We start from the raw sequence: 14,150 nt of genomic DNA, 5'->3' as shown, positions 1-14,150 counted from the left end.
ACCAGCAAACCGGGTAAAAAATTATTTTTTTTGGGCTAAAGTAATCAGCCTTTACTTTCAACAATATCCCGCTGCATCATTTCGATAACTTTGATAGGATCTTCGGCTTTGGTGATCGGACGCCCAACTACAACATGGTTTGCACCGTTGGAGATAGCCATTCCTGCTGTAACAATGCGTTTCTGGTCATCGCCGGAATCTTCTATATTGGCACCGGGACGGATTCCCGGAGTGACAATAAGCAATTTTTCACCGAGGTCGTTGCGCATCCTCTCAGCCTCAAGGCCCGAAGAAACCACACCGTCACAACCAAGCTCCAAAGCGCGTTTTGCCCGATAGTAAACGAGATCTTCAACAGACTGGGTCATACCCATTGCCCGCAGATCCTCCTCACCAAAACTGGTGAGCACCGTGACAGCCAACAACTGCATATCACCGCGTGCTTCGACAGCAGCACGGATGATCGGGTCATTTCCATGAATGGTGGCAAAGGTTACACCGCGGCTGTTTACCTGCTCGACAGCGAGTTTTACTGTCTCGGGAATATCAAAAAACTTCAGGTCCAGCATGACTTTATGACCCCGGTCAACAATCCAGTCAACAGTGTCAAAATAGCTCGACATAAACAGCTGCAGGCCGACTTTAAAGAAACCGATGTGCGACTCACACTGCTTGACGATCTCTTTGGCTTTTTCCTGATCATTCACGTCCAGGGCGACTATTATCCGATCTTTTAATGGGATCTCGTTTTTGCTCATAATGCTCTCTTTGGGTATCCGTTTAATCCAGCCACTCAATGAACCTTTACAGTTCATGGATCACTCAGCCTGGTAAACTGCATATATAGTTTTTTTAAAAATCGCACAGGCTATGCTGCCGGGAAAAGTTGCCCTCTATTTACTCCGTAACACCATCTTCTGCAAGTAATGCCAGAATGGAGCGACAGTGTTGATCACTACCTGTTTGCTCTGCTGCAGCCAAAAGCACTGTGATTCGCTTTATCCGGTCTTGCATGGAAGCCGGGATTTCTCTCATATCAAGATGTACTCCCTGATCTGACAATGATTGCCAGTATAAAGCTGCAGGCTGATCTGTTTTTTGATCTGCCACCAGACACGCTTCTTTTACCTTTGCCAACCATTGTGCAATCGAAACTGTTTCGCCCAGTTGCAACGATTCATTCTCAGTATATGCAGTGGTTCCTGCTACAGCCTGAACCTCTGCAGCCATGTCAGGCGAACGTTTTTGTGCAGTGTTCTCTGCATCTGCATGCATCAACACCCTGGTCGGCTCGCTTTGCCGACGAGCTTTTGCCTTTGCAGCAGCAGAAGGTTGTGTCATTGCAGGAACCGGAGGAGCCAGTGCGTTCTCGATTTTTTTCGCCTGCACTGGCTCTGCATCAGCACCTACCTCTCCGGCAACATTATCACCGACCGCTTTCCGCTCAATAGCTGGCGGAGCTGCTACCTGCTGTACCATCGGTTCATCTTTAATGTTCAAAAAAACCATAACGCTTGCAGCAATGGCAAAAGCTGAACCTAAAAAGGTGAGATTTCTGACACTGCCGAAAGAGCTTGCCGGCCTGTTCGTCCCCCTATGTACAGCAGCGATAGAGAAGCTAATGGCAACCCAGGCATCATAACATTTCTTACAGGTTCCAAAATGCGCAAGGGCACGCGCTTTTTCTTCAGGAGTGCAGTCGCCCACAGCAATGTCTGTCAGTTGTTCGGGATTAAGGCAATCCCCCAGAACCTCTTCTGACTCTTCTGCGCCAAGTGCAATATGCGCTGTGAGCTTATCTTTTTTCCGCTGATCATCAAGATTATGTATATCGGCCATTCTGCGATCCATTAACTGGGGATTTATAGTATTCTTCTATTCTAATCTACCTGACGGACAAGCCAAAGCGATGTGTCGTCTCTTTTTACAACTGATTTTACCTGAGAAGCTCCAGAATTTCATGATCCAGACCAATTCGCTCAAGATCTTCACGCACCCTGCCAAGCAACCTTCTGAGCCGTCCATGTGCCTGATGCCGATTTAAACCAAGCATCTCACCGGCGGCAGCCACCGTTAGCTCATCCTGGTAGCAGAGTTTTAGCAACAGCTTCTCTTCGCTTGAAAGGCGGGCATCAAACGCACACAGTTTTTGCAGACTGCTCGTATCAACATCATCAACCTTATCAGTCAAAATTGAGAACAGCATGGTGAAGAGCTGCTTTTTATCAAGATCTTCAACACGATCAGCCTGGTGTATACAACTGCCCTCATCAACAACCGGTATCTGCTCTTCATCATAACCAACTTCAAGCCCCTGATGACTGCCGCAGTCTGTAACCTGCTGCTTTACTGTCCAGGCCGCATCTTCAACTTCAGTCTCAACAGAATGTTCATCACCTTTTTGCAGAACAAACTCTATGGCCTCTGCTGGTTCCAGGCGCTCAAGGCAAAGCAGGGTATAAAGATGCAGCCAGATACCACCCAGATTTCTAATCCACAGCGGGGCACGTTTTCGGCCATAACGTTTGCGGGAAAAATCTTCAAGCAGATGATAAGTGACAGAAGCAAGATACGCTGCAAACGATGATTTCGAGCTGTACTTTTTTAATCGTTCACCATCATTTGCCAGCAATCCATTCATGACCGAAAGCGCCGCCTCTTCCGCAAGAGGCCGCTCTCCAAACCGGCGTACTGCCAAACGGTTAATAAGCTCCCAGTGCTCCAATATCTGTTCTTTTGTTCCCTTCAATGCGTAACCCGATAGCTTCTTAAAGAATGTACACCACGCTATTCAACACAGTATTTTAGCTGGATGTTATCGAAATTTAATCGTTTTACAAATATGTCCAATAGATACAATTACGAAATTCGGCTCGAAGACATGCCCTATTAATACAGATATACTCGTGTATAATAAACGAAATTCACAATATTCTTATGAGTAATCCAGGAGCCTGTCGGATTAAAAAAATATTCTTTATTTTTTGCGACACAATTATCGTTGAGGTCCGTCAGTGAGTGTAGACAGAAAAAGATGCTGTACTATTCCAACTCCAGAGAGGACATCATGAAAATCAGACAACCTATCACCAGCACACTCATTCTTGCAACCTCACTCACACTGCTTTTTAGTTGTAGTGAATCCCCCAGAAGCCACAAAGAAGCTGATCAATCGACTATGTACAGTTCGAGGCATCAACCCATACCTGCCGAACAGGAAGTTAAACTGTCAGTTAGCGATGTTGCTGCATCGCAACTATTGACGGGTGCAAAAGTGCAACCTCAAGCTCCACCCGTGTCAAGAGCATTCCAGGAAGGGAAAAAGGGTAAAATGTCAGCAGCACACCAGATGGTGGCTTTCCCTGTGGGCGAGGGCATTGCTCCGCCAATACCTGCTCACAACACTGAATCATATACTCCACTGGAAGAAAACGTCTTTATCAATGCCAATAACGATCCACTCTCCACCTTTTCCATTGATGTTGACACAGCATCATACGCAAACATCAGGCGTTTTATTAATAGCGGAAGTCTGCCGCCTGTAGGGGCAATCCGCATCGAAGAGATGGTGAACTATTTCAATTATGAATACCCTCAACCTGAAGACGGACCATTTTCTCTCACCGCAGAGCTCGGACCGGCGCCATGGAACAGTTCTCACAAACTGGTGAAAATCGGACTACAGGCAAAAAAGATAGATGCAAGAGAGCTTCCCCCCTCTAATCTTGTCTTTTTGATTGATGTCTCCGGCTCCATGAATAGTGCCAATAAGCTGCCCCTGTTGAAGCAATCGATGTTGATGCTGGTGGATGAGCTTACTGCTAAAGACCGGGTATCGATAGTTGTCTATGCAGGTGCTGACAGAATCGTCCTGCAACCGACTGCAGGTGACAAAAAAGAAGAAATACGTGCTGCAATACATAACCTTACTTCAGGCGGCTCGACCCATGGATCGAGTGGTATAATCACCGCATATGCCCTCGCTGAACAGGTTCTCATGCCACAAGGCAATAACAGGGTAATCCTTGCTTCAGACGGTGACTTCAACGTTGGAACAACGAGCCGTGGCGAATTGAGAAAACTGATCACCGAAAAACGTGAAACTGGTGTATTCCTGACCGTTCTCGGCTTTGGTATGGGCAACTACCATGACGATACCATGGAAATTCTGGCTGATAGTGGCAACGGCAACTATGGATATATCGACTCCTTGCTTGAAGCCAAAAAGGTACTCATTAAAGAGCGGGCCTCCACGCTCTTTGCACTCGCTAAGGATGTAAAGATCCAGGTTGAGTTCAACCCTGCTATTGTCGGTGCATACAGGCTTATCGGTTATGAGAACAGAATGCTTGCCGACGAAGATTTTAAAGATGATAAAAAAGATGCCGGAGAAATCGGACTAGGCCATGCCGTTACCGCACTCTATGAGATTATTCCTGCAGGTTCTCCTGATATCCCGGAAGTCGATGAACTCAAATACCGAAAGGTACAATCAGTAAGCACAGACTCTTTTGAAATTATGACATTAAAGCTCAGATACAAACCGATTGGGCTGGAAATATCGCAGTTGCAGACGATTACTGTTCATGACTCGGCAAATAGTCTCAGCGCCACTTCTGACGATTTTCGTTTTGCCTCTTCTGTCGCAGGCTTTGGTATGGTTTTGAAAAAATCACCATATATACATGATTTGGATCTGAATGAACTTATAGACATTGCAAAAAACAGCAAAGGCCGGGACGAGGATGGTTATCGGGCAGAATTTATCCGCCTGCTCGAAATGGCACAATTAATCAAACGATAACATTCGGGTCGATGTATCAGAATATTTGATACATCGACCATTCTTCCACCTGGCATCCTAAACTTTTGAAAGAATCTTTACAAAATCTGTTATTGCAGATACGCTTTAATTAGCTGAACCACTGTTTTTCCACACCTAAATGCACGTTATTATCCTCAGCAGCGTGGAGTAATCACTGGTGTTTTTTGCTGAAAAAAGCTCATCTCACCAGCAGCCAACCAGCTTTACCGATAAGGAGAAACCACTCATGACCGTGAAAATCTTCATCCGACGTAAAGTAGCTTCTGCAAATATTCTTGAGCTTACAGTCCTTCTAAAAAAACTGCGTGCTCTGACTCTTAGCCAGCCCGGCTACATCTATGGGGAAACGCTCAAACGTCTTGACCACGACGATGAGTGTATGGTAATTAGCACTTGGCGTTCACAGCAGGATTGGGACGCCTGGTTCAATAATGAGCAGCGCATCAACATTCAGAATGAAATAGACAATCTGCTTGGAGAGAAAACAGAATACGCTATTTATGAAGTATAATTAGTACGTTCAAATCACTCTCCCCACCCTACCTCAGCAGGTTTTTCTTCCTTATTATAACAGCGAGGAGTTTGTCAGGCATGTCATGCCAATGGCCTACTCCTTCCGCCGTCATATAAGTAATTCTGATTAGTCCGTTTATTTTAATGCATTTGTACGACCACAGCTCATAGTGTACATTGGCCGCTGTGGTTTACTTTTTATACCAGTCAACCTTCACCAGGAGGAGGCCGACCCCGCATGATTCTTGAAGGCGTAAAACTGATGTTCGTTGGCATGACAACCGTCGTGCTATTCCTAATCTTTATGATTTTCCTCATTCAGCTTGTTTCCCACCTGACCCGTGGTGCGACAGCTAGAGAGTTAGAGGCGATCAAGCTGGAAAGGGAGTTATTGGCAAGGAGCAGAAAAGAGAAGAAATCTTCACAGGATGCAGACGATGACATCGCAGTAATTGCTGCGGCAGTTGCAGCGTTTGAAGCAGAGAAGTTCGCCCATGGTTGAACTATTTATCTGAACCAAAGAAGATACCCTACTGAATTTGCACAGAACTTGTTGTAAGAATTAAACAAAAGCGAGGAGAAAAACGTGGGCAAAAAAGTAATTAAATTCATGGATACATCCTTCAGGGATGGTTTTCAGTCAGTGTTTGGTGCCAGAGTATTGACAGACGACTTCATGCCGGCAGTAAAAGCATCTGTCGATGCTGGAATTGACAATATCGAAGCCGGCGGCGGCGCACGATTCCAGTCTCTGTTCTTTTACTGTGGTGAGTCTGCCTTTGATATGATGGACAGATTTCGTGCCGAGGTTGGCCCGAATGTCGCTCTGCAGACACTTGCACGTGGTATCAACGTTGTTGCACTGAGCCAGTGTCCACGTGATATCATCGACCTGCACGCGAAAATGTTCAAGAAGCACGGCATGACAACCATCCGTAACTTCGACGCATTAAATGATATCCGTAACCTCGAGTACTCAGGTGAGCGTATCGCTCATCACGGACTGAATCACCAGATCGTTGTTTCCATGATGGAGCTTCCACCAGGTTGCAGCGGTGCCCACGATCCAGAATTTTACATGGATCGCCTCAAGCAGATCCTTGCTGCAGACATTCCATTCCATTCAATCTGCTTCAAAGATGCATCCGGTACCTCCAATCCGAGAAAAGTATACGAGACCTTCAAAGCTGCACGTAAGATCGTTTCCGACGACACCATCCTCTGGTTCCACACCCATGACACCGCAGGGCTGGGTATTTCCCAGAACATGGCAGCTATCGAAGGTGGAGCTGACGGTATCGACCTTGCAAAAACCCCTGTTTCCGGTGGTACCTGCCAGCCTGATATCCTTTCTCAGATTCACGCATTAAAAGGCACCGAGTACACTCTCGATATCGATTATAGAAAGGTACTTGTTGCGGTTGAAGCATTTGAAGAAGCAATGAAAGATTACTTCTTCCCGCCAGAAGCCAAAATGGTTTCTCCAAACGTTACCCTGTCGCCAATGCCTGGTGGAGCGCTTACCGCAAACACCATGATGATGCGTGACACCGGCACCCTCCATCTCTACGGTGACGTTATTAAAGAGATGTCCGAGGTAGTTGCCCGCGGTGGTTTCGGTACTTCCGTTACTCCGGTTTCCCAGTTCTACTTCCAGCAGGCATACCTCAACGTTACCCAGGGTAAGTGGAAGAAGATCAACCCAAGCTACGGCAACATGGTTCTCGGTTACTTCGGACGCACTCCGGTTCCTGCTGATCCTGAGATCGTTAAACTTGCTTCAGAGCAACTTGGAAAACCTGTCTTCACCGATGATCCACTTGATATTCTTGAGCCGGGTATTCCTAAGGCTACAAAAATTCTTCAGGACAACAATCTTCCGGTTACTGATGAGAACATTTTCATTATTGCCAGCTGTGAATCCAAAGGTCTCGACTTCCTCCAGGGAAAAGCACAGGTTAACGTGCGTAAAATTTCTGATGAGAAGCCGGCAGACAAAAAAGCTGCTAAAGCTGCTCCGGCTGCTGCCCCTGCAGCAATGGGCCCACGCAACTACACCATCACCGTTAACAACCGTCCATACAATGTTAACGTCACCGAAGCTGGTGGAGTTCAGGCTACCGCTGCTGCACCTGTTGCTGCCGCTCCTGTTGCTGAAGGTACCGACGTTGAAGCACCTACCCCGGGTAATATCCTGAAGGTGCTTGTAGAAGTTGGTGCCACCGTAACCAAGGACCAGCCACTCGTGGTTATGGAAGCAATGAAGATGGAATCTGACGTCAAATCTCCTTCTGCCGGCAAGATTGTAGCATTGCATGTAGCTGTAGGTGATACCGTTCAGACTGGTGAGCCCCTGGTTACCATCGCGTAATTGCATCAAGGACACTCGCGTATTCACAGGTTCCCGACACAAACGGGAACCTTTAAATCTATCGTTTATTTTGGGAAAGCAATATGAAGATAAGATTGCTCATGCTCTTTGCGGTTCTAGGCGCGCTCTTTGGAGCAGGTAACGCCTTAGCTGCAGATGCGACGGTGGATATAGTGTCTCCTGCAGATGCAAAAGTCATAAGGTTGGAAGTTGGAACCGGTGACTTTATCTACAGCGGTGATAAGATAGCCACCCTTAAAACAGAAGAAGGTACAGTCATCGTGCTGAAAGCAGGTCTTTCAGGCAAGCTGACTGATATATCCGTAAAGCCATACCAGAAAGTACACAAAAACGAGATACTCGGTGTTGTTCAGCCGTCTGCAATTGTTGTCGACATGCCTTCATCTGAGGCCTCGGCAGCACTGCCATCCATCTCGCAATTGGCACATAACCTCTTTAAAACCACTGGTATTTACGGGATTATAGACGGTCAGGCCAATAAAGACTGGACTGTAGGTATCGGCCGCGTGTTGATGATATGCGTTGGATTGCTGCTGCTTTTTCTCGGTATCTCTAAAGGATTCGAGCCACTGCTGCTGATCCCTATCGGATTTGGTGCAATTCTCTCGAACATCCCGATGGCGGGAATCGCCGAGCCTGGCGGTATTCTTTACTATATTTATGAAGTAGGTATCATGACGGGAATCTTCCCGCTGATCATCTTCATGGGTGTTGGCGCGCTTACCGATTTTGGTCCGATGATCGCCAATCCAAAAACCATTTTGCTCGGTGGTGCCGCTCAGTTTGGTATTTTTACCACTCTACTTGGTGCGCTGTTTCTCTCCGACATGGTTCCAGGAATTAACTTCTCGCTGCAGGACGCTGCTGCCATCGGTATTATTGGTGGTGCGGATGGGCCTACGGCCATTTTCCTCTCCAGTCAATTGTCACCGCGACTGCTTGGTTCTATTGCTATTGCAGCATATTCATATATGGCACTGGTTCCGATCATCCAGCCGCCAATTATGAGATGGCTGACCACCAAGGAAGAACGCGAAATCAAGATGGTTCAGCTCAGACACGTTTCAAAAGTCGAGAAGATCCTTCTGCCATTACTGGTTCTTGGTATCTGTGCAACGCTACTGCCTTCCGCCGCACCGCTCATCGGTATGTTCATGCTTGGTAACCTCGCCAAAGAATGTGGCGTTGTCGACCGCCTGGCCGATACCATCAAGAACGCTTTGATGTATACCGTTACCATTTTCCTTGGTCTCGGTGTCGGCTCCAAGCTATCTGCCGACAAATTCCTCAACCTTGAGACACTTGGCATCCTGGCGCTTGGTATGGTGGCATTTGCTATCGGCACAGCCAGTGGCCTTTTGCTCGCTAAGTTGATGAACAAGATGTCCAAGACCCCGATCAACCCGCTTATCGGCGCAGCAGGCGTTTCTGCTGTTCCGATGGCTGCACGTGTGGTTAACAAAGTTGGTCTTGAGGCTAACCCTCAGAACCACCTGATCATGCATGCTATGGGTGCTAACGTCTCCGGTGTTATCGGCTCTGCCGTTGCAGCCGGTGTGTTGCTGGCGCTGCTGTAGTTGTAACAAGCTACACCATATACTGCTGAAAACTAAAAGGCCGGATTCCTAATGGAATCCGGCCTTTTTTCGTTCATATTTCCAGAATAACATAACACGACCAATCCATTACCTCCAATACTTACACAAATCTTCCAATTATAATCAGTTACTTCAATATTGATTATTGACGTTGTCACAACGGGATCATCAGGTTAGGATTACCTTAATGCTTTTGCAACATGCTTTTGCAACATGCTAATATTCTCACAACATTTACTATTTTAACCAACTAACTATGCTTCATTACCTTGGTATTAAAGAACTATTCACAAGCAGTCCAAGAAATATCAAGCGACGTCTGTTCCGTGATATCATAACCATTCTCCTCTGCACATCCTCTCTCATTATTGCTATCGGAATCATTCAGGGCAGCAGAACCAAAAACCAGATATCTGCAAGGGTTATTACAGACTCTACACGTATTGTCCGGGAAAGGTTTCAGGATATTTTCCGCCCGACTTTGCATGATCTGGGTCTCATTGCGAGGTGGGCTCAAGTCGGCGCTATTGATTTTGCAGCACCTGAGAAAATTACTGCACTGCTCTCACCAATCCTCTTGCTTCGTCCTGAAATTGGGGAAATTACCTTAGTGAACAATAACGGGGGACAAATCATACTGTTTCAGAAAAACAGTGAAATACAAACGATAATCTCGGACGGCAAGGACGCACCCGTTGAGAAACCTGACTGGCATAATGGTGCTATTAATCAGCCACCCGATAAACCGGTATACTGGACTGATCTCTACGTTCATCCGATACTCAAAGAAAAAACCATTACAGGGGCTATAGCCTGGAGTGATACACATGGCACTGCCCAGGGTGTTGCTGCAATCTCAATTACCGTCGGGGCTGTTTTGAATATGGTAGATGAGATAACACTACCAAGCAATCTGGGCATCATGATATTCAATAGTAGTGGATTATCTTTTTCCACATACGACTCAGCCAAGGAGACACACTCCCCTGTCTCTGTAGAACGGAACTCTAAAACATACAGTAAGGCCGGTAATCTCGCGATCAAACGCTGGAATGAGCTACATATTCAAGAAGAAGCGTTTATTGACTTCAGAGTAGATAAAAGCAGATGGTGGGTAGGATTCATTCCACTCAGCAACGAGTTGGAAGCTAATTGGCTCGCTATTCTTGTACCGGAAAGTCATATAACGAAAGATGTGCAAAACAGGTGGTTTCAACTCATCCTGATGTCTTTTGCCATCTTGGTTACTGGTGTTCTTCTTGCTTCACTTCTTGTTCGAAAATACAGCTCACAATTACGCGATCTCCCAATTAAAACGATAGAACAGGAGAGTTTTTCTGCTGATATCAAAAAACTTATCAACGCTGGAGAGTCAGCTAACGTCGAGTTTAAATCTACAATCAGGAAAAATCTGCAATCAGGAAAAGTCGGGAAGGAAATTGAGCTTGCCTGGTTAAAATCTGTCTCAGGTTTCATGAACAGTGATGGTGGAATTATTCTTCTCGGCGTAACAGACAGTGGAGATATCCATGGTATTGAAGATGATGATTTTGCTAATCACGATAAATGTCTCCTCCATTGTAAAAACCTCATATCCACTCATATCGGAGCGGAGTTTACCCGTTATATTCATGTGAAAATTGGCATAATTTCCGAAAAGGCTATCGTAGTTGTAGAATGTGAACCTGTTCGAAAACCGGTATTTCTCAGGGTTGGGAAAAATGAAGATTTTTATATCAGATCAGGACCAGCAAGCATTAAGCTCACAATGAGCCAAATGGTGAAATACTTAAGTGATCGCTAGCCAGAATATTTAGAACCTCTGCTTGCCCTTACTGTATAACCTGTATAACCCGCTCTCAGAAAGACAAAGCATAGTAATGTAATGTCACCTGTACCTTTTAAAATCAGAAGTAATAGAGCGTGTAATTCTCGCTCATCGCAAGACCTGATGTGACAAAGTTGATAGCAATAAATCGAGAAACCAATGAAAAAGAAGGTTCAGGCTTAACTTCTCATCCTGCTGCTATTCTGACTGGTTAACGTATCTTTTCCCCACCCAATCAGAGCATCACTGGCGGCTTTTCTGATACCCGTGTACTTTCCGCAATAATTGTATCTTGAACCAAGATGCACCTCCTCAACTATTAGCTCCCAATCACAATCTTTCACTATCCCAAGTTCTACCAGCAAAAGATGAAATTCATATTTGCAACCAATTGATTCGAAATGGTTTCTGTAGCACTCCTGGTGGCAACCATCCATAACAATGAATGGCTTGTCACCACACAATGCAATTCTCGCCCCCTCACCAAGAGTAAGTTGCCAGAACATTGTTACTCATTATCCAGCGACTTCTTCGATTTATTGATTTATTTGAATAGATTTTTAAATTTTTTTCAAGTTTTCTATCCAAACCATCTCTGCAATGTTGTGTATAAAATCTAAAATCCACACGAAACTTAGTTTCCAAAACCCTGTTATCTACAGTTGATCTGGTCATTTATTACTGGAACTATCCATTAAAATATGGTTTTCTTTCAAGCTTCAATATTATTGATACTTACTTTCAGCAATGTTGCACATGGTGTTATTTCGCCCGATAACACGTGTACACTCAACTGATATGTATAGAGTACAACATGCAGATTTTTCTGAAAACCGTAAAGACATGAGAAACTGACGGACCCTAAACACAGGTATTTTCAGAATTACGCATGTATGAGCATCAGATTTTACGGGCAACACATTAAGGATGTACGAGTTATGGGAGCAAATGTTAACGCAGTAATGAGCTTGTCAAATGAAGGACGTATTTTCACTCCACCAGCAGATGGACAGGAAGCCGCATTCATCACGAATATTGAACAATACGAGAAGGAATACGCCCGGTCCATGAACGATATGGAGGGATTTTGGGCAGATAGAGCAGGAGAACTCGTCACCTGGACTAAAAAGTGGGATACCGTCCTGAATGCGGATTTGCATAAGGCTGAGGTTAAATGGTTTGAAGGCGGAAAACTCAATGTCTCATACAATTGCCTCGACAGACATCTGGAAAATGGTCGTAAAGGTAAAACTGCCCTCATTTGGCAGGGTGAGCCCGATGAAGATGTCCGAGAGTATACCTATCAGACCCTGCACAAAGAAGTCTGCAGATTTGCCAATGTATTAAAGAGCAAAGGAATTCAAAAAGGTGATCGTGTTGCTGTCTATCTGCCTATGATCCCGGAAATGGCAATATCCTTACTCGCCTGTGCCCGAATCGGAGCCATCCATTCAGTCATTTTTGCGGGCTTTTCTTCAGGAAGCCTTCAGGACAGAATACAGGACTGTGAAGCGAAAGTGCTTGTTACAGCCGATGCTGTTATTCGATCAGGTAAAACAATTCCATTGAAGCCCAACGTTGATGAGGCTTTGAAGAATTGTGACACGGTAACGAACTGCATCGTCGTCAATCGTGGTGGCCTTGATCCGGAAATGGAACCACGAAGAGACAGCTGGTATCACAACGAGATAAGCAATAAAAACATTACCGATTATTGTCATCCTGAAGAGATGGATGCAGAAGATATTCTCTTTATTCTCTACACTTCAGGATCAACCGGAAAACCAAAAGGTGTTGTCCATACAACTGGCGGATATCTGACGTACGCAATGCACACCTGCCAGTGGGTATTCGATCTCAAAGATGCCGATGTTTACTGGTGTACAGCTGATATCGGCTGGATTACCGGTCACTCATACATTCTCTATGGCCCGCTTGGGTTAGGAGCAACATCTCTTATGTTTGAGGGGGTGCCCACCTACCCGGCACCGGATCGATTCTGGCAGATAGTAGATAAGTTTAAGGTCAATATCCTCTATACAGCACCCACTGTAATCAGGGCATTAATGCGATTTGGAGATGAACCGACTGAAGCGCATAATATTTCTTCCCTTCGGCTTCTTGGTTCTGTAGGAGAACCTATAAATCCTGAAGCCTGGATGTGGTATCACGAGAAAATCGGTAAAGGTAAATTACCTATAGTTGACACCTGGTGGCAGACTGAAACAGGTGGAATTATGATATCTCCTCTTCCATATGCTACAGACCTTAAACCAGGTTCAGCCACCAGGCCGTTACCAGGTATTGATGCAGCAATTGTTGATGAACTTGGAAATCCTGCAGGGATAAATGAAGGTGGCAGACTTGTCGTACGCAGACCGTGGCCAGGAATGTTACGAGGAGTTTTCGGTGATCCCAAACGATATAAAGAAACCTATTTCAATGCCTTCCCCGGCCTTTACGATGCTGGTGATGGCGCCCGAATGGACCAGGACGGGTATCTCTGGATCATGGGTCGACTTGATGATGTTATAAATGTTTCAGGCCATAGGCTTGGAACTGCAGAAATTGAATCTGCACTTGTTACACACCCAAGTGTCAGTGAGGCTGCCGTTGTTGGAGTGCCACATACGATCAAGGGGCAGGCTATCTATGCCTTTGTGACTGTTTATCAGCATATTACAGAAACGCCAGAACTCCTTACTGAGCTACGTACCCATGTGCGCTCAGAAATCGGGCCGATTGCTTCACCCGATGTAATTCAATTCGCACCTTCATTACCTAAGACCAGAAGTGGCAAAATCATGCGAAGAATGCTTCGCAAAATAGCAGACAACGATTTTGACAACTTTGGCGATACATCTACCCTGGCAGATCCACATGTGATTGAGCAATTGATCGAAGGACGAACAAACTCATAAGACACCCGACTATCTCAACCATTCTTTTTATGCCCGCACCACAAGCAATTACAAAGGACCTATCCTTGAAAGG

The 14,150-nt window shown here is 45.5% G+C and carries 11 protein-coding genes; 7 read left to right on the top strand and 4 right to left on the bottom strand.

From position 1 onward, the window contains the following. Positions 1–44 precede the first annotated feature (44 nt). The 3 genes from pyrF to FCL46_RS25180 form a co-directional block, all read right to left on the bottom strand. On the bottom strand, positions 45–758 hold the full coding sequence (pyrF, locus tag FCL46_RS25190) for an orotidine-5'-phosphate decarboxylase (RefSeq protein ID WP_136809241.1): 714 nt from the start codon (positions 756–758) through the stop codon (positions 45–47). Between the two features lie 139 nt (positions 759–897). Continuing rightward, a complete protein-coding gene (locus FCL46_RS25185) occupies positions 898–1,839 on the bottom strand; it encodes a hypothetical protein (RefSeq protein WP_136809240.1) in 942 nt (313 codons plus the stop codon). A 97-nt stretch (positions 1,840–1,936) separates the two neighbouring features. Further along, positions 1,937–2,749 carry a sigma-70 family RNA polymerase sigma factor gene (locus tag FCL46_RS25180; protein ID WP_167505990.1) on the bottom strand — a complete coding sequence of 271 codons (813 nt, stop codon included), beginning with the start codon at positions 2,747–2,749 and terminating at the stop codon, positions 1,937–1,939. 318 nt (positions 2,750–3,067) lie between these two features. On the opposite strand from FCL46_RS25180, the gene FCL46_RS25175 reads away from it, so the two are divergent. The 6 genes from FCL46_RS25175 (at position 3,068) to FCL46_RS25150 (ending at position 11,132) form a co-directional block, all read left to right on the top strand. After that, positions 3,068–4,804, top strand: a complete 1,737-nt coding sequence (locus FCL46_RS25175) for a vWA domain-containing protein (RefSeq protein WP_228723282.1) — start codon at positions 3,068–3,070, stop codon at positions 4,802–4,804. Positions 4,805–5,051: 247 nt separating this feature from the next. After that, positions 5,052–5,336 (top strand): antibiotic biosynthesis monooxygenase family protein, encoded by a 285-nt coding sequence (locus tag FCL46_RS25170; protein WP_136809238.1) that lies wholly within the window; start codon positions 5,052–5,054, stop codon positions 5,334–5,336. 240 nt (positions 5,337–5,576) lie between these two features. Further along, positions 5,577–5,840, top strand: coding sequence for an OadG family protein (locus FCL46_RS25165; protein ID WP_136809237.1), 264 nt, complete (start codon positions 5,577–5,579; stop codon positions 5,838–5,840). A 108-nt stretch (positions 5,841–5,948) separates the two neighbouring features. Next, a complete protein-coding gene (locus tag FCL46_RS25160; RefSeq protein ID WP_136809344.1) occupies positions 5,949–7,709 on the top strand; it encodes a biotin/lipoyl-containing protein in 1,761 nt (586 codons plus the stop codon). Between the two features lie 395 nt (positions 7,710–8,104). Then, on the top strand, positions 8,105–9,307 hold the full coding sequence (locus FCL46_RS25155; protein ID WP_420811297.1) for a sodium ion-translocating decarboxylase subunit beta: 1,203 nt from the start codon (positions 8,105–8,107) through the stop codon (positions 9,305–9,307). A 277-nt stretch (positions 9,308–9,584) separates the two neighbouring features. Next, the gene (locus FCL46_RS25150; RefSeq protein ID WP_136809235.1) at positions 9,585–11,132 is read left to right on the top strand and encodes an RNA-binding domain-containing protein; all 1,548 of its coding nucleotides are present in this window, start codon (positions 9,585–9,587) and stop codon (positions 11,130–11,132) included. A 203-nt stretch (positions 11,133–11,335) separates the two neighbouring features. Here the strand turns inward: FCL46_RS25150 and FCL46_RS25145 are convergent, their stop codons facing one another. Next, complete coding sequence (locus FCL46_RS25145; protein WP_136809234.1) at positions 11,336–11,662, bottom strand: putative zinc-binding protein; 327 nt, start codon at positions 11,660–11,662, stop codon at positions 11,336–11,338. Between the two features lie 432 nt (positions 11,663–12,094). Between FCL46_RS25145 and acs the strand changes: the two genes are divergently transcribed. Next, a complete protein-coding gene (gene acs / locus FCL46_RS25140) occupies positions 12,095–14,077 on the top strand; it encodes an acetate--CoA ligase (protein ID WP_136809233.1) in 1,983 nt (660 codons plus the stop codon). The last annotated feature ends 73 nt before the right edge of the window (positions 14,078–14,150 follow it).

Source organism: Desulfosediminicola flagellatus (assembly GCF_005116655.2).
Taxonomy (GTDB): domain Bacteria; phylum Desulfobacterota; class Desulfobulbia; order Desulfobulbales; family Desulfocapsaceae; genus Desulfopila; species Desulfopila flagellata.
This window is presented reverse-complemented; position numbering and strand designations above follow the sequence as displayed.